26 protein-coding genes and 1 pseudogene are annotated in these 26,306 nt (G+C 29.9%); 7 read left to right on the top strand and 20 right to left on the bottom strand.

The genetic code is table 11. The annotated features are described in order from the left end of the window. The 6 genes from CLOPA_RS07640 to CLOPA_RS07615 all read right to left on the bottom strand — a co-directional run bounded on the left by CLOPA_RS07640 (window position 1) and on the right by CLOPA_RS07615 (window position 6,144). On the bottom strand, window positions 1–471 hold the full coding sequence (locus CLOPA_RS07640; protein WP_015614858.1) for a YhcH/YjgK/YiaL family protein: 471 nt from the start codon (window positions 469–471) through the stop codon (window positions 1–3). Between the two features lie 213 nt (window positions 472–684). Beyond that, complete coding sequence (locus CLOPA_RS07635) at window positions 685–2,004, bottom strand: MFS transporter (RefSeq protein ID WP_015614857.1); 1,320 nt, start codon at window positions 2,002–2,004, stop codon at window positions 685–687. 557 nt (window positions 2,005–2,561) lie between these two features. After that, window positions 2,562–3,419 (bottom strand): SDR family oxidoreductase, encoded by an 858-nt coding sequence (locus CLOPA_RS07630; RefSeq protein WP_015614856.1) that lies wholly within the window; start codon window positions 3,417–3,419, stop codon window positions 2,562–2,564. A 138-nt stretch (window positions 3,420–3,557) separates the two neighbouring features. Beyond that, a complete protein-coding gene (uxuA, locus tag CLOPA_RS07625; protein WP_015614855.1) occupies window positions 3,558–4,604 on the bottom strand; it encodes a mannonate dehydratase in 1,047 nt (348 codons plus the stop codon). A 49-nt stretch (window positions 4,605–4,653) separates the two neighbouring features. After that, entirely contained in the window at window positions 4,654–5,658 is a 1,005-nt protein-coding gene (locus tag CLOPA_RS07620) for a Gfo/Idh/MocA family protein (protein ID WP_015614854.1), read from the bottom strand. Between the two features lie 15 nt (window positions 5,659–5,673). Continuing rightward, window positions 5,674–6,144, bottom strand: a complete 471-nt coding sequence (locus tag CLOPA_RS07615; RefSeq protein WP_015614853.1) for a YhcH/YjgK/YiaL family protein — start codon at window positions 6,142–6,144, stop codon at window positions 5,674–5,676. Window positions 6,145–6,654: 510 nt separating this feature from the next. Between CLOPA_RS07615 and CLOPA_RS07610 the strand changes: the two genes are divergently transcribed. After that, on the top strand, window positions 6,655–7,644 hold the full coding sequence (locus tag CLOPA_RS07610; RefSeq protein ID WP_015614852.1) for a LacI family DNA-binding transcriptional regulator: 990 nt from the start codon (window positions 6,655–6,657) through the stop codon (window positions 7,642–7,644). A gap of 331 nt (window positions 7,645–7,975) precedes the next feature. Here CLOPA_RS07610 and CLOPA_RS07605 read toward each other — a convergent pair whose 3' ends face one another. From CLOPA_RS07605 to CLOPA_RS07590, 4 genes are all read right to left on the bottom strand, one after another. Then, the gene (locus CLOPA_RS07605) at window positions 7,976–8,287 is read right to left on the bottom strand and encodes a hypothetical protein (RefSeq protein WP_015614851.1); all 312 of its coding nucleotides are present in this window, start codon (window positions 8,285–8,287) and stop codon (window positions 7,976–7,978) included. A 504-nt stretch (window positions 8,288–8,791) separates the two neighbouring features. Next, window positions 8,792–11,071 carry an ATP-dependent Clp protease ATP-binding subunit ClpA gene (gene clpA / locus CLOPA_RS07600; protein ID WP_015614850.1) on the bottom strand — a complete coding sequence of 760 codons (2,280 nt, stop codon included), beginning with the start codon at window positions 11,069–11,071 and terminating at the stop codon, window positions 8,792–8,794. 3 nt (window positions 11,072–11,074) lie between these two features. Further along, window positions 11,075–11,374 carry an ATP-dependent Clp protease adaptor ClpS gene (locus CLOPA_RS07595; protein ID WP_015614849.1) on the bottom strand — a complete coding sequence of 100 codons (300 nt, stop codon included), beginning with the start codon at window positions 11,372–11,374 and terminating at the stop codon, window positions 11,075–11,077. A gap of 255 nt (window positions 11,375–11,629) precedes the next feature. Next, the gene (locus tag CLOPA_RS07590) at window positions 11,630–12,538 is read right to left on the bottom strand and encodes a hypothetical protein (RefSeq protein ID WP_015614848.1); all 909 of its coding nucleotides are present in this window, start codon (window positions 12,536–12,538) and stop codon (window positions 11,630–11,632) included. A gap of 222 nt (window positions 12,539–12,760) precedes the next feature. Here CLOPA_RS07590 and CLOPA_RS07585 point away from each other — a divergent pair, with 222 nt between their 5' ends. Further along, complete coding sequence (locus CLOPA_RS07585; RefSeq protein ID WP_015614847.1) at window positions 12,761–12,940, top strand: hypothetical protein; 180 nt, start codon at window positions 12,761–12,763, stop codon at window positions 12,938–12,940. 125 nt (window positions 12,941–13,065) lie between these two features. On the opposite strand, the gene CLOPA_RS07580 is transcribed toward CLOPA_RS07585, so the two are convergent. The 4 genes from CLOPA_RS07580 to CLOPA_RS07570 form a co-directional block, all read right to left on the bottom strand. Then, window positions 13,066–13,455, bottom strand: coding sequence for a DUF1523 family protein (locus tag CLOPA_RS07580; protein WP_015614846.1), 390 nt, complete (start codon window positions 13,453–13,455; stop codon window positions 13,066–13,068). Window positions 13,456–14,116: 661 nt separating this feature from the next. Continuing rightward, the gene (locus CLOPA_RS25535; RefSeq protein WP_015614845.1) at window positions 14,117–14,269 is read right to left on the bottom strand and encodes a hypothetical protein; all 153 of its coding nucleotides are present in this window, start codon (window positions 14,267–14,269) and stop codon (window positions 14,117–14,119) included. A gap of 205 nt (window positions 14,270–14,474) precedes the next feature. Next, a complete protein-coding gene (locus CLOPA_RS07575; RefSeq protein WP_015614844.1) occupies window positions 14,475–14,861 on the bottom strand; it encodes a phage holin, LLH family in 387 nt (128 codons plus the stop codon). Window positions 14,862–14,946: 85 nt separating this feature from the next. Continuing rightward, on the bottom strand, window positions 14,947–15,915 hold the full coding sequence (locus tag CLOPA_RS07570) for a GH25 family lysozyme (protein WP_015614843.1): 969 nt from the start codon (window positions 15,913–15,915) through the stop codon (window positions 14,947–14,949). Window positions 15,916–16,246: 331 nt separating this feature from the next. Between CLOPA_RS07570 and CLOPA_RS24915 the strand changes: the two genes are divergently transcribed. Next, a complete protein-coding gene (locus tag CLOPA_RS24915) occupies window positions 16,247–16,399 on the top strand; it encodes a hypothetical protein (RefSeq protein ID WP_015614842.1) in 153 nt (50 codons plus the stop codon). A gap of 181 nt (window positions 16,400–16,580) precedes the next feature. Here CLOPA_RS24915 and CLOPA_RS07565 read toward each other — a convergent pair whose 3' ends face one another. Continuing rightward, complete coding sequence (locus CLOPA_RS07565) at window positions 16,581–16,958, bottom strand: hypothetical protein (RefSeq protein WP_015614841.1); 378 nt, start codon at window positions 16,956–16,958, stop codon at window positions 16,581–16,583. Between the two features lie 685 nt (window positions 16,959–17,643). Then, window positions 17,644–18,438, bottom strand: a complete 795-nt coding sequence (locus CLOPA_RS07555; RefSeq protein ID WP_015614840.1) for a COG4705 family protein — start codon at window positions 18,436–18,438, stop codon at window positions 17,644–17,646. A 269-nt stretch (window positions 18,439–18,707) separates the two neighbouring features. Between CLOPA_RS07555 and CLOPA_RS07550 the strand changes: the two genes are divergently transcribed. The 3 genes from CLOPA_RS07550 (at window position 18,708) to CLOPA_RS07540 (ending at window position 21,703) form a co-directional block, all read left to right on the top strand. Then, complete coding sequence (locus CLOPA_RS07550; RefSeq protein ID WP_015614839.1) at window positions 18,708–19,883, top strand: amidase domain-containing protein; 1,176 nt, start codon at window positions 18,708–18,710, stop codon at window positions 19,881–19,883. 110 nt (window positions 19,884–19,993) lie between these two features. Beyond that, a complete protein-coding gene (locus tag CLOPA_RS07545) occupies window positions 19,994–20,794 on the top strand; it encodes a polysaccharide deacetylase family protein (RefSeq protein ID WP_015614838.1) in 801 nt (266 codons plus the stop codon). Between the two features lie 183 nt (window positions 20,795–20,977). Next, on the top strand, window positions 20,978–21,703 hold the full coding sequence (locus CLOPA_RS07540; RefSeq protein WP_015614837.1) for a polysaccharide deacetylase family protein: 726 nt from the start codon (window positions 20,978–20,980) through the stop codon (window positions 21,701–21,703). A 176-nt stretch (window positions 21,704–21,879) separates the two neighbouring features. Here CLOPA_RS07540 and CLOPA_RS07535 read toward each other — a convergent pair whose 3' ends face one another. From CLOPA_RS07535 to CLOPA_RS26785, 4 genes and pseudogenes are all read right to left on the bottom strand, one after another. After that, entirely contained in the window at window positions 21,880–23,007 is a 1,128-nt protein-coding gene (locus CLOPA_RS07535; RefSeq protein ID WP_015614836.1) for an alpha/beta hydrolase family protein, read from the bottom strand. A 72-nt stretch (window positions 23,008–23,079) separates the two neighbouring features. Then, entirely contained in the window at window positions 23,080–23,664 is a 585-nt protein-coding gene (locus CLOPA_RS07530; RefSeq protein ID WP_015614835.1) for a TetR family transcriptional regulator, read from the bottom strand. Between the two features lie 290 nt (window positions 23,665–23,954). Next, a pseudogene (gene gdhA, locus CLOPA_RS07525) lies at window positions 23,955–25,302 on the bottom strand (NADP-specific glutamate dehydrogenase). Window positions 25,303–25,507: 205 nt separating this feature from the next. Then, complete coding sequence (locus CLOPA_RS26785) at window positions 25,508–25,588, bottom strand: phage terminase small subunit-related protein (protein WP_080648290.1); 81 nt, start codon at window positions 25,586–25,588, stop codon at window positions 25,508–25,510. 376 nt (window positions 25,589–25,964) lie between these two features. Here CLOPA_RS26785 and CLOPA_RS25985 point away from each other — a divergent pair, with 376 nt between their 5' ends. Next, window positions 25,965–26,204, top strand: coding sequence for a hypothetical protein (locus tag CLOPA_RS25985; RefSeq protein ID WP_015614834.1), 240 nt, complete (start codon window positions 25,965–25,967; stop codon window positions 26,202–26,204). The last annotated feature ends 102 nt before the right edge of the window (window positions 26,205–26,306 follow it).

Below are 26,306 nucleotides of genomic sequence, written 5' to 3'. Positions count from 1 at the left end.
CTAAATCAACGCAATATTAATCTTTACATTTATTTTTCTAACTTTGCATGGTTCATTATGTGCACACCATGGTCTGTGAATATCTTCCGGAAAAAATATAGCAAAACTTCCTGGATTCATTATTAAATCGGTTTCATCTTCTACATCCTTATAAAACATTACATCTTTTTCCTTTAATAATTCCTCTGAAACAACATTCTTACCGTTATCTCTTGCAAATCCTATTATTTCATTTCCTCCAACAGAATATTGAATCTCCACACATTTTCTGTGAACCTCTGCCTTTGCCTCAGATTTTTCTTTTGTAGTTCTATCTACTACTTGAGCATATATGTCATCCCCCATAATCTCATATACTCCAGTTTCCATATTAACAAAATCATTATCTTTTAAATAATTGATGGCTTTCATTATTGGTTTTGGACAAACCTTCTCCAAATCATCAACATTGTCTATATTTCCAAAGATCATAATTACACCTCACTAAAATAAATTTTATATTGTCTAAATCTTAAAAAAACTTTATGAAAGGGCTTTCAATTTGGATTATTTTAATTATATTATATTTAAAATAATATTTCAATGCCCAACTAACTTTTAATAATATTTATTATCTACATATTTTCCCAATATAAATTATTCATACTATTCTTTACATATGACTATTTTGTGATTTACACATTTTTAAGATCTAACAGCACCTTCTGGTTTTATTGGTACTGTCTCATGTGCACAATCGTTTTTCTCCTTTGGAAGCGTAGTAGTAATTATAACTGCAAATACTAAGGATAGAACTAAGCTGTATATACTCATATTGTAACTAAACATCTGCATTAACAATCCAACTAGAAAAGGTCCTATAAAACCACCAAGATTACCTAATGCATTTATAATTCCAGTAGCACCACCAGCTACATCTGCACTAAATACAGCAGGTGGGATTGTCATGAATACAGCTGAGGATGCCTGTAAAAATAATCCACAACCAACCAACATTGCAAAGGATAGCCATATAGATTGCTGAAGTCCTACTGATAGATATAAACATATTGCAAAGCCTATAAGTGGTAATATAACATATTTCTTTCTCTTCATAGTTTTATCTGAAATGGCTGGGAAAACAAACAATCCAATTATAGTTGCTATATAAGGGAATATAGATAAAATTCCTACCTGACCCATTCCTGTTTTAGTTAAATTTTTAAGGATAGTTGGAAGCCATAATGTATATCCGTATACTCCTGTTTGATAAAAGAAAAATATAAGGATTAATTTCCATAAGGTTTTATTGCCTATAATCTCTTTTAAAGATGTCTTTTTTTGTTGAGTAGCATCTAAACATTTTTGTTCTGCTTCTAATCTTTCAACAAGATATTCTCTCTCTTCTTTACTGATCCATTTAGCAGTTTCTGGTCTATCGCTGATTAATGGTAGCCAAACCAAAATCAATGCCAGTGATATTATTCCTTCTATTATGAATACATAGTGCCAGGTAAATCTAGTTAAAATAAATCCAGAAAGGGGTCCGGTTATAATTGATGCAATTGGATTATTCATTATAACAAAGGCAGTGGCTCTACCACGTTCTTCACTTGGAAACCAATGACGAACTATTGTAAGTACTGCGGGCATAACGCCGCCCTCTGCAACGCCCAATAAAAATCTAAAAACAAGTAATTGAGTTGTACTTCTTGCAAATCCACAGGCGATTGCAAGAATACCCCATACAACTATGGTGCCTGCTATAAATTTTTTAGCACTTCCATGTTCTGCAATCTGCCCTCCTGGAACTTGAAGAAATAAATAACCTACAAAGAATATTCCTGCTGCAATTCCTGTAACACTAGCAGTCATTCCAAGATCCTTGCTCATTCCCCCTGCCATTGCAAAACCTATATTAGTACGATCCATAAAAGCTACTATATAAACTAAAAGAATTGGCGGAATTATGTGTATCCAACGCTTATTTGGAATTTTTATTGCTGAACTTGTATTTTCGCTCATAATTTATACACTCCTCATATTATAATTTATATTTATTTTGAAAGCGTTTACTTAACAGTCAAATCTATAATATATGCATGTCTTATACAGATAAATTCTATAAATTTTGTTAAATTTAAATTTTACAAAACCATTGTAATTATCCATATACATACTAATATTATCTAATAAAAAAAAATATATTATCTAGTTAAAATTTTAACTGAAATGAACATAGAGAGAAATAAAACTAGTAAATCTATAAAAATCACATTGAAGTTGCTTAATTTTAATTTTTAGTTTACCATTAATTAACAAAATTTTCAATATATAAAACTGTTATCTGCAGCATAATTTATACAGGAGTAAAACTTTCATTTAGATAGGTATCTATACCCATCTAAATGGAAGTAAAACATTCAACAAGAATAGATTAATTTAAGCTATGTGGAAATAAACGGCCAATGAAATATACTAGTATACATACTGACCAGTTATTTATTTATCATGTCTAAGATAGTAATAAACATTTTTTAATAGTACCAACAATTTTATATTTCAGACAGTTATAATACAATTTAAACCCCAGAGTAAGCTGAAAATCCCCCATCTACTGGAACAACCACTCCATTTACAAAGCTTGAAGCTTTACTATCTATAAGCCAAAACAGTGTACCAAGTAATTCTTCACAATCACCAAATCTATCCATTGGTGTTGCACTTAATATTTTTTTAGATCTTTCAGTATAGCTTCCATCTTCATTTAAAAGCAATGCCTTATTTTGATTAGTTACAAGAAAACCCGGAGCTATTGCATTTACTCTTATTCCCACCTTTGAGAAATGTACTGCAAGCCACTGAGTAAAGTTAGAAACTGCTGCTTTAGCACCACTATAAGCTGGAATTTTTGTAAGTGGAGTAAAAGCATTCATAGAAGATATATTGACTATAGCTGCATCCTTTTTATCTATCATATCCTTTGCAAATACCTGAGTCGGAAGAAGAGTTCCCAAAAAGTTTAAGTTAAAGACAAATTCAATTCCCTTTTGATCTAAATCGAAGAAAGTTATCTCATCTTCTTTTTTGTTTTCTATATCTTCTTTAAAAAGATATTCTTTAGATGTGGTTCCCTTTGGATTATTTCCTCCTGCACCATTAAGTAAAACATCACATGTTCCCAACTTCTCATTAACTGTATTCCTTGCCCTCTTAAGACTTTCAATATTAAGTACATCTGTGGGTACGCTAATTGCAATTCCGCCATTAGCATTTATTTCCCCTGCAACAGCACTTGCTCTCTCTTCATTTCTATCTAGTACTGCTATCTTACCCCCACACTGGGCTAATGCCTTAGCAAAGGTACCGCAGATAACTCCACCAGCACCAGTAACTACTATAACCTTATCCTTTAAATCAATTTTAAATGGTAAATCCATAATTTAACTCCCCCTACATTTTATATTTTTCATAGCTGCTGAGCTGCAAATTTCTATGAATAATAGTCTAAACATAATATTGGTAAATGTTAATTTTTAATATTCCATGTCAATAAAAAATATATAAGTTCCATAATTCTATTTGGATTGCTTCTCTAAGGTTTCCCATATTCCATTTAAATAGGTTGCGCCTAAAGCTCTGTCATAAAGCCCATATCCTGGTCTTCCAGTTTCACCCCAAATCATTCTTCCATGATCCGGTCTCATTGGCCCATCAAAACCTACATCGTGATAGGCTGTCATGATTTCAACCATATCTAGAGAGCCATCTACACTTCTATGAGGTGCTTCTTCAAAATCTCTATCACCAGTAATTTTAATATTTCTTGTATGAGCAAAGTGTATTCTGCCCTTGCTTCCAAAATAACGTATCATATCAGGTATATCATTATTAGGATTAGGTCCTAAAGAACCTGAGCAAAGAGTTATTCCATTACTAGGACTATCAACTAAATTTATAAGTCTATCTAGATTTTTCTTACTGGTTATTATTCTTGGAAGTCCAAATATTGACCAAGGTGGATCATCCGGATGTATTGCCATTTTTATATCTGCCAATTCTGCCACTGGAACAATTTTTTTAAGAAAATATTCTAAATTATTCCATAAATCTTCTTCAGTAATTTTTTTGTATTCATTTAATAAGTCCTTAAGTTCTTCCTTTGTATAGCTTGAATCCCATCCTGGAAGGGACAACTCCCCTGTAGATGGATCCATTTTTTCTACAGTTTTCTGTCTGTATACAAGAGCTGTTGATCCATCTTCTAATTCAAAGTCTAGATCAGATCTAGTCCAGTCAAATACTGGCATAAAATTATAGCAGACTACTTTTATTCCTACCTTTGATAGATTTCTCAAGGTCTCACAATAGTTTGATATAAGTTCATCTCTGGTAGGTAATCCTCTTTTTATATCTTCATGAACTGGTACGCTCTCTATAGTATCAAAATTTAATCCCTTAGCTTCTATTTTTTCTTTTAAAGCTATAATCTTTTCTATTGGCCAAACTTCACCTACTGGAACATCATATATAGCGGAAACAATTCCTGTAACTCCTGGTATCTGCTTTATTTGGTCTAAGGTAACTTTATCATCATCACCGTACCATCTAAAAGTCATTTGCATAATTTTTTCCCCTCTCTTTTAAGCTTTATTATATAATTATAGTTAAATACTATATAAATTTACTAAAACCTTTTTTAATTCTATAGTTCTTCAATATTTTATCTGCTACCTCACTTGTTCTTGCAGCACTTTCCAAATCTCCTGAACATTTTCCGTTTCCTATTAATTCATTTACAATACTTTGAATAAAAGGTTGTTGAACATGCTCTGGATCTTTATACTCATATTGAACTACACCCTCTTTTGTTGTTACATATATAGGCTTTTCACTAAAAAACTGAAAATATATCTTTCCTCTATCACCAATTATTTCAACTCTATCACAGTCTTCAAAGCTTGTAAAATGCCAAATTCCAGTACCATGTACATCATTTTGAAACTTCCAATTAGCTGTAACTATATCTTCAACTTCATACAATCCTGCTTGATTTGATGCTTTTCCCTCAATTTCTAAAAAAGGCCCAAATATAAAATCCAAAATGTCAATTTCATGAACTCCCATATCTAAAAACTTGCCACCACCAGAGATTTCAGGTATTAATCTCCAAGGCAAATTATTTCTGTCATAGTCTTCCTTAGCAGCTTTTTTATATAAAGTTACATTTACAAGTCTTACATCTCCAATAACTTTATCGTTTACAATTTTCTTAATCCTTTTAAACCGCTCCATGGCTCTTCTATAATATGCAACAAATGCAAGTGTATTTGTTTTTTTACATTCTTCTATTATTTCAAGACAATCCTTATAAGTTTCAGCCATAGGTTTTTCAATATACACAGTTTTACCTGCCCTAGCACATTTTATAGCATATTCTTTATGAAAACTTGGAGGCGTAGCAATATATACAGCATCTATATCAGGAGCATTTATTAATTCATCTGCTTGATTATATACTTTTGACACATTATGTCGTTTGGCATAATTTTTAGCTCTTTCTATTCTCCTGCTAGTTACCGCTTGTAAAGTTGAATTTTCACATTTATAAAAACCAGGGCCACTTTTAACTTCTGCTACATCACCACAGCCAATCATTCCCCAACGTATAGTTTTCATTAAAGAATTCTCCTTTTAAAGTATTTCTGAGTTTACCTTTACGATTACCTTCCTTATATTACATGGTTCTCCAACAGAACAAGCAGGTCTATGAACATCATTTGGGAAAAGTACAGCAAAATTTCCCGGCTTCATTATTAAATCCACTTCATTTTCAGCATTTTCATAAAACTTAATATCTCTTTCTTCTAATAAATCTTCTGATACTTCATTATTACCAGTATCTCTAGCAAAACCTATCTTTTCTTTTCCCTCTACTGAAAATTGTACATCAATATATTTTTTGTGCACTTCAGGTTTAGCATTACTTTTTTCCTTCGTTGTAGTATCTATTACCTGTGCATATATATTTTTTCCATCAATTTCATAAACTCCTGACTCCATATTAAGGAAATCATTACTCTTTAAATAATTAATCGTTTTCACTATAGGCTTAGGAAGAATCTTCTCCATATCACTAAGATTATTTATGTCACCAAATATCATAATTTACACCTCCAAAATTTTTATTTATATAATTGAAAATACTTATTCTATGTACCCCCTACATAGATATTCATAAGCTCTTATGAAAGGGCTTTCATTTTCAACAACTTCATTATATTATATTTTGTAAAAGATTTCAATAGCTATTTTAATATATTTTTTTGCAATCTCTAAAATTCTTTATATAAAAATATTTTTCAAAAGAATTTCATGTAAATATTCTGGATTAAATAATCTTTCTTATCTTATTGATATCAAGAGTTCAAGCTGTTTGCTGTTAAATTTGACATTATCTAAATTAATAAATATAATAAGCTTATCTTATTGATAGAAATTTTAGGAATTAAATGTACTATACTAAATAATTACTTCTATATTAGTATAATTAGTTATCAATTTTTTACAAATTGTAATTATTACTTATTAATAATATATAAAAATTATAAGCGCTTTCAATAAGATGAAAAGAAATAATTTTGTTTATATACGTATTTCTACGGAGGAAAAGCTATGAATATTTATGATATTGCCAAAGAAGCTGGTGTTTCTATAACTACTGTATCCAGAGTCTTAAATAATAAAGAAAATATCAGTAAAAAAACTAAAGATAAAGTTGAATATATATTAAAAAAATATAATTATACACCTAATGCCATAGCTAGAGGTTTAGTTTCAAAATCTATGAAATCTATAGGGGTACTGACTATAGATATTACAGATGTGCACCATGCTAATACTGCTTATATAATTGAAAGAGAATTTAATAAGTTAGGCTACAGCGTCATACTTTGCAATACAAGTGGTAAGACTACAGAAAGCATAAACTACATTAAAATGCTGGCTGAAAGAAATATAGATGGCATTATTCTAATGGGATCTATATTTGACAATGAAGATATAAAAACTGCAATATCCATCTATGCTAAAAATATTCCCTTAGTATCTATAAATGCTTTCTTAAATGTAGAAAATACCTATTCAATATTAGTAGATGATTCTTACGGAATAACCCTTTGTGTGGATCATCTAGTTGAAAAAGGCCATTCAGATATTGTATATGTAAAAGATTTAGACACCTATAGTGCCAATGAAAAAAAAGATGGCTTTATAATTGGAATGAACAAACATGACCTAACTATAGATGATAATTCTATAATAACAGTAGAAAAAGGACTGAAAGGTGGCTGTGAAGCGGTGGAAAAACTTATGAAACTCCACAAAAAATTTTCCGCCATAATATTTGGAGAAGATATCACTGCCATAGGCGCTATTAAAAAACTTAGGGAATTAGGTCTTGATGTTCCGAAGGATGTTGCTGTAACTGGCTTTAATAACTCCATCTTTACTGAATGCTGCTATCCAGAATTAACATCTGTAGACAACAAAGTAGAAATCACCAGCTCACTAAGCGTTAAATTACTTAATGATGTTATTGAAAATAGAAATGTATCATCAAGTATAATGATTCGCCCTGATTTAGTAATTAGAAAAAGTACTTAACACTTTATCCGATAACTAGTCGCTGTAACACTCCACCGCACTCTGTGAAAGTGATTCACACAAAATCAAGATTTTGGTTCTCTACTTTTCTACAAGGTGGAGATAACAGCGACACGTTCCTTGATAATTCATCTAAATTTAGTAGAATTACAAACTTCCACTAAATAAGATTCATTGATAATCTAAGCCTGGGTGTTATTTTCAACATAATAGCCAAATTTAGATTACCTTTATATTATGCTAGCCGCTGTCAAATAAATAATATTTATACTGGATATAAGCATTATTTATTAAGTTATTACCCTACATAATTTAATCTTTATTCTATCTTTTAAGCTTTTCCATCTTCAAGCCAACTCAAAGCTACCTTACCTGCTTTTTTATAATCCCTAATTTCATAATTGTAAATTTGAAGATCTATATCTATATTGTATTCATTATCCTTTAAATACTTTAATATCTGTATACAATCTTGAATTAAATATAGAGTTTGTGAAGATAATACCTGCTCATTTTCTGTAAATTCTTCTCTTGACAATTTATCAAGGTTATTACAATGTTCGCGCACATTTCTTATTAACTCATCCATATTCGCCTCTTTATAATCTACTTTAGAGTTTTTTATCAGTATTGGAATTTCCATTATTCAATCTCTCCTTATAATTAATGTTATTCTGTGAATATTTTTATTCATACTTAGACATGTAAAAAGAAAATTGCTGCTGTTACTATACTAGTTTTTACAGCAGCTGTCTCAATAATAAGTTGTCCACTCATTTTACATTATTTACAAGTTAATTTTTATTTATACCGATTATTTTAAAAATAATCACATAAAAAAATAAGTACTGATATTTTGTATCAGTACTAAATGAATATTACATATTAAGTTTTTGTAAGGGATAATTTTCATATTTTTATAATATCAGAATAATATTAAATTTTCTTTTCCATTTTGTTACCATTTTTTGACTTAAATCTTAATATTTTATTAAGATAGCTGCCAATCTATTTTTTTAAGTTCCTATTCATACGTTTAAACACTGCCATAAGTATTAATATGTCATTTATAATAAATCTTACTGAGTAAAAATTTGTTTTTATCTGAAGTTTTTCAGCTTATTTATCAATCAGGCTCAATACCGGCTTAATGCTCTTTAGAAAAATCACTGTCAATTATTATTTTTCCATCTTTAACATCAATCATTGCAGTGCCTCCTTTAGCTAAATCGCCAAATAGAACTGCATCTACAAAATAGGGTTTAATTTCATGCTGTACTACCCTTAGAATTTCTCTAGCACCATATATTGAAGAATATCCCTTTTCAGCAACCCACTGGTAACAATCTTCTGTAACCTGTAAGTTTATATTTTTTTCTAAAAGTTTTTCTTCAAACTCCTTTAAAGCTTTCTTTGCAATAAGCAGTGCCATGGTTTTATCTATACCATTGAATACCACAATATCATCAAGTCTATTTCTAAACTCTGGAGAGAATAATCTTTCAACTTCCTTTTTGATTTCTTCCCCCTGGAGCTTTCTCTCCCCAAATCCAATTATAGATTTTCCAACCTTTGATGCTCCTGCATTGGAGGTCATTATTAAAATAACATTTCTGAAATCCGCTTTCTTGCCTGTATTATCTGTAAGCGTTGCGTAATCCATTAACTGAAGAAGTACATTTAAAATATCCGGATGAACTTTTTCTATCTCATCCAGCAGTAGTACACAATGTGGAGTTTTCCTAACTGCATCTGTTAACAGTCCACCCTCTTCGTAACCTACATATCCTGGTGGCGCTCCTATAAGTTTAGCTACTGAATGCTTTTCCTGATATTCACTCATATCAAATCTTATAAGTGGAATAGATAATGTTTCAGCCAATTTCTTTGAAATTTCTGTTTTTCCCACTCCAGTAGGGCCTACAAAAAGAAGATTTGCAACAGTTCTATTATCATCATTGAAACCTGCTCTTGAACGTTTTATTGCTCTTACAACCGTTTCTACAGCCTTATCCTGAGAATATATTTCTTTTTTTAAAATTGCTTCAAGATTCTTCAATTTATCAATTTCACTGGTTGAAACATTTTGTTCCGGAATTTTTGCTATGGAAGCAACAACTTTTTGAATATCATCTTCATCAATTATACTGATATCCTCTTCATTAACCTTATGTATCTTAACATATGCACCTACTTCATCTATCACGTCAATAGCCTTATCAGGAAGGAATCTATCATTAATATATTTTGCAGATAATTCAGCCGCTGATTTTAGTGCCTCATCTGTATATTTAACTTCATGAAATTTTTCATAGTTATCTTTAAGCCCAAGTAGAATATTATAGGTTTCCTCCACTGAAGGCTCTAATACTTCTATCTTTTGAAATCTTCTAGATAATGCCCTATCTTTTTCAAAAATCTTCTTATACTCATCATAGGTAGTTGCCCCTATAAATTTGATTCTTCCATCCAGCAAAAAAGGTTTTAAAATGTTTGAAGCATCCATAGCACCACCAGAAACAGAACCAGCACCTACTATATTATGGATTTCATCAATATAAACAATAGTATTTCCTTGTTTTCTAAGCTTATTTAAAACCTTCTTTATTCTCTCTTCAAAATCGCCTCTGTATCTGGTTCCTGCCAGCAAACTTCCCATATCAAGATAATATACAGTACTTCCTCTCAGTGCTTTTGGCACTTTATTTTCTGCAATTAAATTTGCTAATCCTTCTGTTATGGCTGTTTTACCCACGCCAGGCTCACCAACATGTACAGGATTATTTTTAAACCTTCTACATAAAATCTGGATACTTTTTTCTAAAATATCTTCTCTTCCTATAAGAGGATCAATGTTACCCATTCTGGCTTTTTCAGTTAAGTCAACAGTAAACCTACTTATGAAATTCTCTTTTTTATCTGCTCCATTCACTTCACCATTTTCATCGTATCCATCTTTTTTCTCGCCTTCACTGATAAGTTCATACTCTTCCTCATCTTCTACCTTAGAAATACCATGTGTAATATAATTTAAAATATCTAATCTTTTTATTCCCTGTTTCTTTAAAAAATAGCTTCCGAAGCCCTCTTCTTCATCATATATAGCCACAATAACATGTTCAAGTTTAATATTGTCTTTCCCTGAGGACAATATATGTTGTGCTGCTGTATTCAGTACATTTTGTATTCCTTCTGTCTGTGTCGGTTCACTATTTTCTACTACTGGTATATTATCATTAAAATAAGTGTTTAAATCATCTTTAAGTAATTCTATATTTCCACCACAGCTTTTTATTAATTTTTTTCCTTCATCAAAAAATAACGAAGCATAAAGGATATGCTCTGGTGTCAGATATTCATGTTTTTTATCCCTAGCTTCATTATAAGCAGCAGTAATAATTTCATTTAACAAATCATCTATTCTCATACTCTATTCCTCTTCCATACTTAATTTAAAGGGAAAACCACTTTTTTCAGCCATATCCATTGCCTGATTAAGCTTAGTTTTTGCTATATCATAAGTATATATGCCAGCAACCCCAATGCCTTTTTTATGCACATCATACATGATCTTTGTAGCTTCAATAACACCTTTTTTAAACACCTGAGTAAGCACCTGAATTACAAATTCCATAGTTGTATAATCGTCATTGTGCATAATGACCTTATACAGCTTAGGTTTCCTTATCCCTATTTTATTTTCTTCTCTAACAATGGTTTTTTCTGACAAAGTATCAACTCCTAAACCTTTAACAATTCAAGAACATGCTTCTATTATATTATATGTCAATGAAATTATTATATCATAAACTAGAAATACATATTTAGTACAAATTATTATAATAATTCTTTAATTTAACTCTATAGTTTTCTACAATTTAGTATATAATCTCCTTTACAAGCCTATAATTATAATGTATTATAATTTAAAAATTCAATGTATATTTGTATTTAATAATCTGTACAATTTATTTCTTATGTAATTTTACTTCTTTATCAGTGTTTCCAAGATGAAAACATAACTTTTTGTAATATCATAATCCCAAAGCCAGCAATCAATTCCATCAAATTTTAATTTTTTATTTATTATACGATTCCACATATCCTCCGCTGCCTGTGCAGCTCCTGATACCGGGCATTGCATGGCTATTCTGATTACTCCTTCAATATCATTTTTTAATAATGCAGCTTCAATTTCCCCATAAAATTTTTCAGTACCATTTTTTAACGATAATTCCATCAGATCAAAGCCTATAAATAACAAATCAGTAGAGTGATTAATTATGGATTGGTTAAAATTTTTTTCAGCCTCTTTTTTACATATTTTAAATATGTTAATTAAATCTTCAATATCCTTTTTATCATAGAAATTCTGTGCATACATTAATATTATGTTTATAGCTACTAATATTTGACTGTGAACACCTAAGCAAAGAGTAATATTAAATTTATCTAAATCTGAATTTATATTATTATTTCTTGTAATACTCTCTTTTAGATTTTCCAAATATATTCTTAATTCCTTTACACTGTGTCTATTTTCAACAAGTTCAAAAAATTCCCTGTATATTTTATCTGTATTACCCATGAAATCAACTTTTTTAATTTCAATATTTTTTTTGCCAGTGACATTATGCAGCTTTAAAGCATCTTTCATACAATCTTCATTTATATCCAAAAGCATGACTCTATTAAACTTATTACTTAAATAAGTTAAATCAATATCATAACACTTCCCAGCTCCCCATATTGCAATACTTTTATTATTATCTAAATTTACCTCTGCCACTCTTTTATCAATCACATCCCTTATGATTTTCCTGTGTTCATACCATTTTTCAAATTTTGAATCATCTTTGTCATATATATTTTTTATTAAATTATCAAATTCCAAAATATTACCCTCCTTCTTTCATAAATATTTCTACAGAGAAAGATAATATCCTTCATTTATTAACTTATTACTGATTTCTGGTGATTTATCAGTGAATCACTTTCACAGAGTGCAAGCAGAGAACCAAAATCTTTGATTTATTCATAACTTTTACACATTTTTACAAAGGTTTTTTGTACTATTTTGTAGAATTATTTTTAAGAAAGTCAAGGAGGTGATATTGTGGATAAAGCTGAGATAGCTAAGCTAATTCATGAAACTACTAATGAAGTTTTCATAGAAAATTCATCTGTTTTAGAAGGGCAATTAGATAAAGCTATTGAAATAGCTATTCAATTGAGTTGTGAAACTAATCTTAGACTTCTTCAAAAATTAGGCATTCTAGAAGATTTTAATATTTAAGCAATAATTTAAAGAGAAAATACATTACTTAGTATTACTGCAATAAATTTAAATATAATAAATATCCTCTACACTATAAATATGTTTCATTTATAGTGTAGAGGACTTTTTTATGGAAAACCACTTCATCTTATTCCTTTAACTTTTACAATATTTTGATAAGCCGCTGTTAATGGTATTCTAAAACCATAGGTTTTAACCTCATAAGTTCTATTAATTCTCAATGCACCATATATATCTTCAGAATTAAATTTAAACTCCAATAAACTATCAGTATCCTCAAATACCCTTGCATCTCCATTTTCCGTTTGTGTGTAAATTAAATACACATTTTTATTATCTTTTCTTTTTACTTGCTTACTAGAAATAGTTACTATATAGGTATTTCTAAAAAAGTGTGGAAAAAACATAATTATACTTGCCATTATAATAATCCCAAGCATTAATGCTATTATCTTAAATTTATTAATCCTAAACCTATTGAAGCTAAACCGATAAAATTTATTTCTTCTCATAAAATCCCCTCAAATTTAATAAATATATTCTCTTTTATTTTTATTATTTTTTTCTATAAATTATTATATATGAAGTGATATATTTATTAATATATATAATTTTAGATATAAAAAAACACCAGTACTCTCACTGGTGCCAACAGGAATAAGTTTATTGTTTAAGAAAGGGAGTTTATTTCCACAAATTTATAATATCACCTTATTGTTAAGACTAATTTTAATTACTGTAAATAATATTTAACTTATTTTAAATATTAAAAAATACACTAGTTGCAACTGCACTAGTGCTTATCAAAACTTTATAGTTGGAAGAAAATCTAACAATTTTTATTATATAAGCTAAATATTAAGATTACTTTTATTCTATGTAATGATTTAGTTAAATAATTCATTGATATTAAAAAGACACCAGCATTACTACTGGTGCTAAATAAAATTTATATTTAAATGGGATCCTTACCTTATTATAATCTCATTTTAATGTTAAATTCTCATTATAATATTATAAATAATCAGTATCTTGAGTATAAACTTTTTATTAACAAAAGCACCAGTATTTCTACCAGTGCTAACTAAAAAAGGGGTACCAAATATGCTATGGTACCCCTTAATGTTACTCCTATCCTATATTCTTGTAAATATATATTGACTAATTTTTATTTTACTCTTTAAAATAAGTAAAATTACATGGTTGGCCTTCGCAATTCATTACAATTTCATCATCTTCAATTGCAAAAATTTTTTCATCATCCAAAAGATTCTTATTTAATTCAACATCCTTATTGACATCCTTATTAATATTTTTATTATTCATAATACCTACCTCCTAAAATAATTTATATATCGAACATAATTAATATTTATTATTAATTAATATTTGCTTTCCATAATTCTATTATAATACATAATTTATATTTTTCAATAGATTTATAGATAATTTTTTAATTTATTTTTGTATTAAATCTGTGTCATTTAAAGTTTAATGCTTTTACAAAAAATCCTCCCCTAAGGGAGGTAAATTATTTTTGTGCTGAAATAGTTCCTGAAGAGTTTTTTAAGCTATTAACTTCCAAAACAGCACCTTTAATTATATTGTAAATCTGTTCATCTGTAAGCCCAGTCTTATCTGCAATAAGCTCCAAAACTTTACTATGCTTAAAAGTGCCCGTCCAGTCATTTTCTTTGCCAAGCTGCTCTACTGCTTTAACTGCATTCTTAATTATTACTACATCAATATTGTATTTATCTATACCTATCTTCTGTATTAATTCCTGCTGCTGCAACTGCAAGAAGCCTTTGTGCTTATTATAGAGCTGCCTAGCATAATAAGTGATTATCCCTATAAATGTACTTATAATTGCACCTAGAATAGGTATTAAAATTTGGCTTATTATTATTTCTTTCACTTTTTCATTCCCCCAAATATATTTTTATAATTCTACAAAATAAATTTCTCACTATATTATTTATTTAGCGGAATGATTATTTATGCTATACATTTTCATCAAGAAATCTGCTCCAGGTTACTGATCCAACGATACCATCTGCCCTTAGGCCATGTTTTACTTGCCAATTTTGTACTTGTACTTTTGTCTCATTACCGAATATACCATCTACCTTAGCACCTACACGCATTTGAATATATCTAGTTGCATATTCATAATGGGGATATGACACTCCATCCTCAGGTTTTGAATAAATTTCTTCCACTGCTGCTGTCTTAGGCCCCCAGATTCCATCCTGTGAAAGTCCCATAATTCTTTGAAATTCTTTTATAGCTGCTGTTGTTAATGGACCTTTTATACCATCTACTGCTAATCCTTTTTTAAGCAATGTATTAAGTTGTAACTGAATTATCCTTACTGTTGGATCTTCTGTTTTTTGCGATTGTTCTGGAGTTGTTTTAGAATCTAGATTGCTAATATTCAGTAGCATATCTATACTGAATATATTCATATCTACATTTCTCTGTATTCCAGTTACTCTTCCAGTCCAGGTATATTGAATACCCGCGTAACCATTGGTGTATGTTGGTGCTGTATTAGGTTCCGCTATCCATATCTTATTTTTAGGAAGCCTCGATTTATCAGCCACACTGTGAGCAGAATATAACAATAAATTAGGATTTTGATCCATGAATTGCGATAAAAAGCTTATATCCGGATTAGAAACTTCATAGTCAAGTACTGGTTTTAAATCCTGTTCATAATTACCTATAGTATCTATAAAATGTCTATACTCCCCTACAGGATTATTTTTAGCTGCAAAATGATAGAATCCAACCTTTAAGCCTTGATTTTTAGCATTTTTGTACTGGCTATCCATTAAGGGATTTACATAAGTCAAACCTTCAGTGGCTTTTATATAAACAGCTTCAACACCAGTACCCTTAATTGCACTCCAATCTGTAATTATAGTACCGCTATAAATGTCTATTCCTCTCATCGCCAAAATAATCATTCCCCTCTCTTAATTAAATTTCGTACAAGCTATACTAATAATATATGCTGAATTTAGCAGCTTTGCTTATTAGTTAAGGAAAATTTAATCTTACTAAGCAAATATAGATTATATAGTCCCATTTTCTTCATATTTCTTTATATATGCCTTAGATATTAATATTTGACAGCAAAATCGTATTACCAAATTTCAACTATCCTTTTCATCTATATTTTATAACCATTTGCTACACGCAAACATACGTTCATTGTAAATTCCTTTTATTAGACAATATATGGTATAAAATTTCTTTAATTGTAAATAATTAATAAAAAAGATATGGAGGGTCATTATGGAAAAAGAGGATGCTGCTATAAATGCAACTATTACTATAAATAAAAAAAACAAGGTGTTAATGAGACAATTAGCTAAAGAATTATTGGTTATTGGGGCTATTACTGAAAGCGAATCTGACTTGATTATAAGAAAAGCAGATGTTTTATAGATGATTAAAATTTATATAATCTTTAAATATTCATAAATGCATTTTTCATAATTCAACCAACTTTGATTTTTAAGGTGTACCACAGTGGTACATCTTTTTTACCCTTATATTATATTGAAAAACATGATATCAATAGAAAAACTATAAAGAAAAGAAAAGGAGTAACACTAAGCTACTCCTTTTACTTATTTAATTTTAAGGCATTTATTATCTTATCGGCTTGCTGTTGTGTAATAACTTTATCATTTACTAATTTATTTAAACTATCTATTTGCTTTTGTTTGCTCTCCTGGCCGATATTACCTATGTTTGCCATAAGAGAATTCAATACTGCAACAGCTTGATCCTTAGTTATTGTAGCATCATTTACTAATGTTTGAAGGGTAGCATCATAGCTTTTCTTAACTTGGTCTTTATTAGGCTCTTTTTCAACTAAATTTTGTGTTGAATTTTGAGGACTTGAAGATTTCCAATTACTACATCCAACAAACAAAAATGCAGGAATAGCAAAAACTAACAGTATAAACGCAGTCTTGTTAAAAGTTTTAAGCCTTCTCATTTTAAAACACATCCTCTGTAAATATTTTATTTATGTAACTGTATACTGTTAGTATGTTGTAACTTTTTATATTTATACATTATGTAATAACAAGTAATTGCTATATTAATGCAAATAAAACTCTAACATCTGTCAATAACCATAAAACTACAATGAAACTTTCTTCATTTCCTAATTCTTATTGTTCCAATTTTCCTTTTTATTTTTTTATTACGCTAAACAATCTTACGCTACGTATTTTTTATAATTGTATGAAAATACTAATAATATTCTAGCATTAATTACTCCAATAAATGAATAAACCCCTAATATATTTATAATAACAGCACTTAGGGAGGTAAACTCTTATAATTTATTATAAAAATCTGATAATCTATTTTAATGTCGCCTAGACATTTTGATCCATATTTCTCTACTTTAGAGACCTTATCTTGCCATGCAAAACTCGTAAAAAAGCCCTGAATTCTCAACTGTTTACCAATTGGATCCAGGGTTTCACATTGTTTTTTAGTTTTGGGGACTATCAATAAATTTTACTTTTGAGAACATCCCTTTAGGGTTCCACTTTGGTTCTAACATTATCTGCTGCTCGGAGCAATTTATCTGAATTTGTAACTTCATTATGAAGCACAAACTATATAGCTATTGCTAGAGAGCCATGGCAGTAAGCTTGATACTAAGACTGTTATGTGGCATGTTTACCGTTCTTAACATCCTTGCGGGTGACCGCCAAGTAACTCACAAGTCCAAGAATTATAATCGCTAAGCCAAGGCTGACCGACCCAGTTCCTAGTCCAAGGCCGCCGCGATTATGAGGCACCCCCATCCAGTCAGCAAACGAGGCTCCTAGCGGTCGCGTAACTATGTATGCAAACCAGAATGCCAAAATCTCGTTTAAACCAATCAGCCAGTAGGCCAGAGCCGGGATAGCAATCAAGATGGCAAACAGCACACCCGATAAGAAATATCCCAAGTTCATGGTTGTCGCTGTCATATCTCCTGCAGCAGTGCCAAGTGCGAATGTAGCCAGTATGGTGGTCCAATAAAAAGCTTCACGACGACGAGTGTAAATGCTGTGTATAGACAGAGTCTTCTCGCTGGCATACCAGATTGCGAAGATAATTGCCAGTGCCACCACAAAGAACGTAGTTGAGACAATGTATGGAATGCCAAACCCAACGTGCAAAACATCGGCAGCCATCGTACCAAAGATACTTACCATGACGACATTTAACCAGTAGATCCATGCCACATATCGGCGTACTAAGAACTGCAGTACTAACGAGGCCACTAGACCAATCCCCGCCAAGGCTACTGCAATTACCGGATCTAGCTGGTGGGCTAGATAGTCAGATGTAACCTCGCCCATTCCAGTGGTCAAAATTTTGATAATCCAGAAGTAAACCGTAATTTCTGGAACTTTAGTAAGGGTACGCTGTGCATTATGTATGGTGTCAGATAAAGGTTTATCAATATGCAAATTCTTTCCCTCCAATTTTATTTAGTCATTATATAACATGGTTTGTAAACACCACATTATATCACCTTACTTATCAAATTTTATATTTTTTACATTAAAATTAGATTAAACTTTATCTATCAACTTTATTTAAATTGCTTACAATATAATAACTGCCAATATATTCATCACATGATTTCGCCACAAATTTCTAATCATATATCTATAAAAAGTTTTTATCAAATACTAATAGATAAATTGGCAAATTATATTTGGGGAGGATGCTATTTTTGAAATTAAAATATTTAATAAAAAAAATTAAAGTTATATCCTTATTAAAATATACAGCTATAGCACTAATTTTTATAATGTTTCCTGTGTGTAAAAGTTCAGCATATGAATCTACTCAACATATGATAAATAACGATGAAGTGGGTTTAGAAATTGAAAAAATATATAATTTGCGCTGCTCTGCTCTTAAAACCGGTGATTATTCAGCATTAAATAATTATTATGATATTTCTAAGACAAGTGGTAAATATGCACTGGAACATGAAATAAAAAGAGTTAAATATTTAAAAGACTGGTCGTCTCAAAGAAATATAGAATTCAAAGATATTAAATCTACGGTGAAACTGAAAAAAATTATACCTTCTGATAATGTATTAAAACTTATTCTTGAAGAAAGTTATAAATTTGACTATTCATATAAAAATGATCAATCTACTATTCCAAATTCATTTGGAATAGGCGTACGTCATACAGCAAAATTAATCAAAAAAAATGAAAGATGGATTATACTTAGTGATTGGTATACTGATTGCTTTGAAGATTCATTGCAATTTTATTCATCTAATTTAAATTGTAAATTTAATTCATCAAAAAATACTTTATATTCAATAGAAAATTTTATAGACATAGCTAAACATAATAAAAGCTTTTATCATAGAGAAAAAGCAGCAGCTTATGCTGATAAATATTGTGGTGCAGCTTGGGGAAGCAGTAACAATTTTAAATATAATAAAAAGTACAATGATTATAATGGCTTAGGAGGAGATTGTACTAACTTTATTTCTCAAGTCCTAGGAGATAAAGAAGGTGGATCAATGCCTATTAATAATATATGGCATTCCGGTACTAGATCCTGGTCAAATGCAGATGGTTTGAAAAATTATTTACTACAAAGCGGTAGAGGAACTATTATAAAAATTGGATCTTTTAATGAATTAACAAATTCTCAATTCAACATGACAGATGATATAGCTAATAGATTACAAATTGGAGATTTGATAGCTTATGAAAAGGGAAGAGGAAACATAGATCATTTTGCAGTAATAACAGGATTTGATAGTCATAGATATCCTTTAGTTAATTCTCATACCACTGATAGATATCATGTTCCATGGGACTTAGGATGGAGAAATAAGAACATAAGATTTTTTCTTATACACATAAATGATTATTAATTTTTAATGTCTTTTATATTATCTTACCTTATCAAATTAATTACATTGAATTTACAATTCAAATCAGATCATAACTATATATTTTAAAATATTGAGGAGAAGCAGAAATAATGAAGATTTTAAAAAAAATTTTAATTTTATCCTTAAGTATATTGATTATAAACTCATATTCATATAATACAATATTGGGTCATGAAGTATATATTAATGAGAAAATAAAAAGTATGCCCCTAAAATATAATAATGAAGGCGTATGTATACTTATGTATCATTCTATAGGTTTTGAAAAAAATAATAGATTAAGAATTCCACAACAACAATTTAAAGATCAAATGAAATACATAAAGGACAATGGGTATACCACTGTTACTCTTCAAGATCTATATAATTTTTTTGTAGAAAATAAACCTATACCTAAGAAATCTGTGGCTATAACCTTTGATGATGGATACTTAGATAATTATGAATATGCATATCCCGTACTTAAAGAATTTAATCTTAAGGCTACAATATTTGTTACTACAAATACCATAGACAGGAATAATGCATATATAACTTCAAATCAACTTAAGGAATTGCAAAATAACGGAATAGATATAGAAAGTCATACTGTTAATCATGAAGAATTAAGTAAAATTTCTTATGAAAAACAATTAAAAACTTTGAAAGAATCAAAAGAAACCTTGGAGAGAATATTAAATAAAAAAGTGAATTATATTGCTTATCCTTGTGGTAAATATAATGAAGATACAATAACAGCGATGAAAAATGCGGGGTATATCATGGGATTTACAACAGGAGGTAAAATTGCAAGAAAAAATGATGGAATATGTACTTTACATAGAATAGGAGTAGTATCTATTGACGGAATAGATGTACTTGAAGGAAGATTAAAAAGTCAAATGGAATAAATATAAATACTAAAATAAATTAGCTTAATCAACAGATCCTTAGTATTCAATATATCCTGCTGTAAGCTCATAGTGGCCTCTGAAGAATTTAATTAAAAAAAGGAATAAAAGCAGTAATAAAATATCTCTAAAATTGAAATAATAAAGAAGTAATTACGACATAAATAATTGGAGGGCAACAAATTGAAAGCTAAAAAGATTATTTTATACGGTACAACTATATTTTTAATTACATTAATGCTATTTAAAGGATTTTTGAGTTTTTATAACCCTAAATCAACCCCTGCACAAAATATTATTGAAAACAAAAAAGTCATTTATCTAACTTTTGATGATGGACCAAGCAATGTTGTAACTGATAAAGTATTGGATATATTAAAGGAAAACAATGTACATGCTACTTTTTTCCTAATTGGTAATCAAATTAATGGATTAGAAAATACAGTGAGAAGAATTCATGCAGAGGGTCATAGTATAGGATTACACACCTATACGCATAAACTTAAATATATTTATGGCAATCAAAATAATTTTATTAAAGAAATGTTAGATTGTAGAAATGAAATAAATCGAGTAACGGGAATTTCGCCAAATATAATCAGATTTCCTTGCGGTAGTAGAAAATATCTTAATCCTGACTATTTAGATAAATTGCACAGCTATAACTTTAAAATATATGATTGGAACGTTGAAACATCAGATGGAATAAATCCAAAGCTTTCACCTTATAAACAATATATGCGAGCTGTAAAAGAGAGTAAAAACTTATGTGAAATTATATTACTTATGCATTGTGACTATATGCATAAAAACACCTGTAAAGCGTTGCCAAAAATAATTAAGTATTATAAAGAAAAAGGATATGAGTTTAAAACTATTACAGATGATACTCCTGAGCTTATTCAATAGTTAGTAACGAAACTTTAATCAACTTACTATGAATACTTTCCATATATTATCCTCCCCTATAATACCTATTATGAAATTCTTAGCATTTCATAATAGGTATCTAAATATTATATTTTTAATGTATCATCTAACCAATCAAACATGACTTGATGAAATAGAGCATGATTTCCTTCCTGTCAGTGTTCTTCTGCACCTTCTTCACGTGTAAACACACGTATTGTCTTAGAACACTTCAATTCATTAGCAAATTCATCAACTTGTTCGGGTGAAACAAAGTGATCTGCTTCACCAACTAATATTAATAATGGACAATCTATTTTATTTGCAATTCCTTTAAGTGTATATTTTTTTAATGTTTCTGGGATTTCATTTCTGTGTTCTATCCCAAATACCCAAAGCGAATTTTGAATAGCCCAACGAAGATTAGAACTTCTTTTTTCAGCGAATCTCATCATTGTTTCTATCATCATTGGAGAACGTCCTTCTAATTTTTTCAATTTTGGATTTTGATTTATTGTTGAATTCCATAGGTCATAGAATACATCATATGCAATACATGCTTTTATGCGCTTATCAAAAGCAGCAGCTCTAGGTGCATAATACCCACCCATGCTCATTCCCATGAGTGATATTTTATCCATATCAACATCTCTTCTACTTTCCAAATAATCGATAGCCGCTCTAACAGGCACTTCATAATCAAAACGAGTTGGTATTTTTTGAATTCTTAATGTCTCTCCCTGTCCTGGTCCATCAAAAACAAGACAATTGTATCCTCTTTTAATTGCCGCTGCCGCACCACAGAAATATAATTCTTCAGCTGTGGAATCAAATCCGCCTATAAAAATTAATGTAGGACATGGTTGTTTATTTTTATCATAATCTAATGCCCGATAAAAATAACCTGCCATATAAGAATTTTCATAGGGAATTTTTACAATTTCATAATAAAAATCCATCTCTGCCATAGCCTTTTTGAACGTTTCAACACTTTTTTTATAATTTTCATCACGTCTTGAATCAGTTGCCTTCAAGAAGAACTCAGCGGTTCTATAATAGTTTGAAGCTCTAAGCAATGCTTCTCTACCACTTACTACATGTCTTTTAGATAAACAATTTTCACCAATTTTCTCTACACGCTTAGCGGTTTTTTCCCATTCCTCAAACCAACTATTAAAGTCTCCTTCTTTAATATTAGCAGCAGTTGCTAAACATTCACCTATTTCTGCTCCTTGATATCCTGCATAAGATGCTGCTCTAAGTAATTCAAATGAAAATGCTTGATCTTTAAAATGTAATTTCATAATTTTCCCTCCCAACAAAAGAATTGATGCTATCTTGTTTTACATTGAATTGTCAGAGTATAATTTATATCTTTACTTAAATCCTAACCCTTTTAAAATAAATAATAGTATTTCCTCTATGATTTCATTTTTATTTTCTTTTTTTTTAACAAACTCTATAAATAATGGATTTTGACGTGGAAAAATTGCTACTGCCATCACAAAAGATATGGCATTATCTATGTCTTTAAATTGAAATAGTCCCTCTTTTCTTCCATTACTTAATAATGTTTTTACTCTAATCCATGTAGGTAATAATACTTGTCTAAATTTCTCAGTTCTTTTACTATTCATAATAATTTCTTGTTGAAGTATAGTTACTAATTCAGGATCTTCAAAACGTAATTTAATAATTTGGGTTATAATTGATGAAAATTTACTGATTGTATTAATATTATTACCTTTATCATCAATAGTATTTGTTTCAACATTAAAGTTATCGAATAACGAAAAGAATACATTTTCCTTGCTTCCAAAATAGTAAGATATAAGTGAAATATTCACTCCTGCTTCTTTTACAATCTCTCTAGTTGATGTTCCATCAAAACCATTTTGTGAAAAAAGTTTTTTTGCAGCTTTTAATATTTTAGATTTTGAATCAATCGAGTCTTTATTCATTTAATTATCCACCTTTATAATTTTACTTTGTCAACACACATTGATAAACTTTAAAAATTATCTTTGTTATTTATTATTAGGAAATGTGTGCTTCATTTTTAAACACAACGAAATCACCAGTATCTCTACCAGTGCCTTTCCATATATTATATATTTAAATATAATAGAAAACTTTATTTTAAAGTTCTTTCCAGAGTACTCCTAGCTTTAGATAAAAGCTCATTTTTAATTATAAAATTCCATACTGGCTCAAATTTTTTCCATGCGCCGGCATAAAGTAATGTTTTATTTTAATAATTTCCTTGTAGATGCATTGCATCTGCAACTTTTACAAAGCCTGCAGTATTTGCTCCAGCAACTATATTGTATCCAAATCCATATTCTTCAGATGCATTCTTACAGTTGTTATATATGTTAACCATTATTTGATGAAGTTTTGCGTCAACTTCTTCTTTAGTCCATGTTATTCTAGCGCTGTTCTGTGCCATTTCAAGAGCCGAAGTAGCAACACCACCAGCATTAGCTGCTTTAGAAGGTCCTACTATAACTCTATTTTTCTGTAAATAGTCAACAGCTTCATTTGTGCAAGGCATATTAGCAGCTTCACAGACAAATTTAACTCCATTAGCTACTATTTGTTTAGCATGTTTTAATTGTATATCATTTTGAACAGCACATGGCATTATAATATCAGCTTTTACATTCCATGGTTTTTCTTCTGATAAAAATCGAACTCCATATTTGTCAGCATAATCTTTAATTCTTGCACCTTTGTTTATATTAAGCATTTGTACTAAGTAATCTATTTTCTCTCCTGTTACCCCTTCTGGATCATGGATATATCCGTCTGGACCTGAAAGTGTAATGACTTTACCTCCTAATTCACTAATTTTTCTGCATGCTCCCCATGCAACGTTACCAAAGCCTGATACAGCAACTGTTTTGCCTTTAAAAGTTTCTCCTTCATGCTTTAACATTTCATTACAGAAATAAGATACTCCAAATCCAGTAGCTTCTGGTCTTATTAAACTTCCACCATAAGTTAAGCCTTTACCAGTAAGAACTCCATTTTCAAAGGCTCCTTTAATTCTTCTATATTGTCCGTATAAATATCCTATTTCTCTTCCACCAACTCCGATGTCTCCAGCAGGAACGTCTACGTCTGGTCCTATATGTCTATAAAGTTCAGTCATAAAGCTTTGGCAGAATTTCATTATTTCATTATCCGACTTTCCTATAGGATTGAAATCAGAACCACCTTTACCGCCGCCTATTGGAAGACCAGTTAATGAGTTTTTTAATACTTGCTCAAATCCTAAAAACTTGATTATTCCTATATTAACTAAGTCCTCCTTTGTAAGGTCCTATACAACCGTTAAATTGCACTCTAAATCCACGGTTTACCTTTAAGTTTCCTTGATCATCAACCCATGGTACCCTAAATATTATTTGTCTTTCTGGTTCGCAGAATCTTTCTAAAAGATTTTCGTTGATATACTCAGGATGTCTTTCAAAAACTAGACCAAGATAACTTAATACTTCTTGAATAGTTTGCAAAAATTCTGGCTCGTAACTATTTCTTTTCTTAACACTATCTATTACTCCATTAATATAATTTGTCACTTTTTTATTTGTCATAAAATTTCACCCCAAAATAATTAGATTTTTATTTACTTATCCCTTTAATAATTATACTTTCTGCTAAAATGATAATATTCTAAAATAATTCAAAGACTAGCAGCGAAGATCTCTAGTAGAACTCAAATCATTTAGAGCATTATATTCCTTAAATTTTAACATATTATATAAAATGCATATTAATATGAATTTGTGAGTGAAGCCGTCAGTACTTATAGCGACATACTGGAGCTTCTAGATATATTCCAAATGCCTTATCCCTATTTTGGCTTCGTTGTCTCGACATCAATCACCCCACCTTTCACCGTATGTCTGTAAGTGCCTTTTTTATTTTAAACACAACAAAACACCAACATTTCTGATGGTGTTCTGTTTTAGATCGTGAGGTTTTCATATAAATGTGTTTTTTTAGTATGATTTTATAATACCTATTCAATGTTACAGTTTTATATCAATAATATTTCTATTATCTTAAATATAGATTAATAAATTCTAAACATGAAAAAACATCAGCATTTCTGCCAGTGCCCTCTCTGTATTTACATACAAGGGATATCCTATATATTTATGATATTATTTAAAATTTACTTTTATTCTATTCTTGTAACGTATTTTATAATTTCACATAACCTATTTATGTAGTAAATTTTATGGAGGTAATTATGTACTATAATACTTACAATAGAGATTCAGACATTAACAATAATAATCAGGAGATTGGCGAAGATCGCGTTAGTCCTTCTATGAATCCTGGACCTTCTATGAATCCTAATCCTTCTATGAATCTTGGGCCTTCTATGAATCCTAAGCCATACCATCATGTTAATAAAAAATATCCTAATATGCCTTCTATGGCACCGCATACAGCTTATTATCCAATGATGATGTATGATGATGGTTAACGACGACGGCTACGATGATGGTTATGACGACGCTTATGCTGATGATCCAGATGATTACTATGATGACCCAGACCCTTATTATTTTGATGACCCAGCGGATGA

The sequence above is a fragment of the Clostridium pasteurianum BC1 genome, assembly GCF_000389635.1.
GTDB lineage: Bacteria > Bacillota > Clostridia > Clostridiales > Clostridiaceae > Clostridium_I > Clostridium_I pasteurianum_A.
Note: the sequence above shows the minus strand (reverse complement) of the source record. Positions and strands in the feature narration are given on the sequence as shown.

Coding starts and splice junctions, on each gene's coding strand:
- CLOPA_RS26785 (WP_080648290.1), bottom strand. CDS start 25,588: ATGTCGAGACAACGAAGCCAAAATAGGGATAAGGCATTTGGAATATAT.
- CLOPA_RS07565 (WP_015614841.1), bottom strand. CDS start 16,958: ATGAGAAGGCTTAAAACTTTTAACAAGACTGCGTTTATACTGTTAGTT.
- CLOPA_RS07640 (WP_015614858.1), bottom strand. CDS start 471: ATGATCTTTGGAAATATAGACAATGTTGATGATTTGGAGAAGGTTTGT.
- CLOPA_RS07635 (WP_015614857.1), bottom strand. CDS start 2,004: ATGAGCGAAAATACAAGTTCAGCAATAAAAATTCCAAATAAGCGTTGG.
- CLOPA_RS07530 (WP_015614835.1), bottom strand. CDS start 23,664: ATGAATAAAGACTCGATTGATTCAAAATCTAAAATATTAAAAGCTGCA.
- CLOPA_RS07620 (WP_015614854.1), bottom strand. CDS start 5,658: ATGAAAACTATACGTTGGGGAATGATTGGCTGTGGTGATGTAGCAGAA.
- CLOPA_RS07605 (WP_015614851.1), bottom strand. CDS start 8,287: ATGGAAATTCCAATACTGATAAAAAACTCTAAAGTAGATTATAAAGAG.
- CLOPA_RS07535 (WP_015614836.1), bottom strand. CDS start 23,007: ATGAAATTACATTTTAAAGATCAAGCATTTTCATTTGAATTACTTAGA.
- CLOPA_RS07630 (WP_015614856.1), bottom strand. CDS start 3,419: ATGGATTTACCATTTAAAATTGATTTAAAGGATAAGGTTATAGTAGTT.
- CLOPA_RS07610 (WP_015614852.1), top strand. CDS start 6,655: ATGAATATTTATGATATTGCCAAAGAAGCTGGTGTTTCTATAACTACT.
- uxuA (WP_015614855.1), bottom strand. CDS start 4,604: ATGCAAATGACTTTTAGATGGTACGGTGATGATGATAAAGTTACCTTA.
- CLOPA_RS07545 (WP_015614838.1), top strand. CDS start 19,994: ATGAAGATTTTAAAAAAAATTTTAATTTTATCCTTAAGTATATTGATT.
- clpA (WP_015614850.1), bottom strand. CDS start 11,071: ATGAGAATAGATGATTTGTTAAATGAAATTATTACTGCTGCTTATAAT.
- CLOPA_RS25985 (WP_015614834.1), top strand. CDS start 25,965: ATGTACTATAATACTTACAATAGAGATTCAGACATTAACAATAATAAT.
- CLOPA_RS25535 (WP_015614845.1), bottom strand. CDS start 14,269: ATGAATAATAAAAATATTAATAAGGATGTCAATAAGGATGTTGAATTA.
- CLOPA_RS24915 (WP_015614842.1), top strand. CDS start 16,247: ATGGAAAAAGAGGATGCTGCTATAAATGCAACTATTACTATAAATAAA.
- CLOPA_RS07570 (WP_015614843.1), bottom strand. CDS start 15,915: ATGATTATTTTGGCGATGAGAGGAATAGACATTTATAGCGGTACTATA.
- CLOPA_RS07580 (WP_015614846.1), bottom strand. CDS start 13,455: ATGAGAAGAAATAAATTTTATCGGTTTAGCTTCAATAGGTTTAGGATT.
- CLOPA_RS07615 (WP_015614853.1), bottom strand. CDS start 6,144: ATGATATTTGGTGACATAAATAATCTTAGTGATATGGAGAAGATTCTT.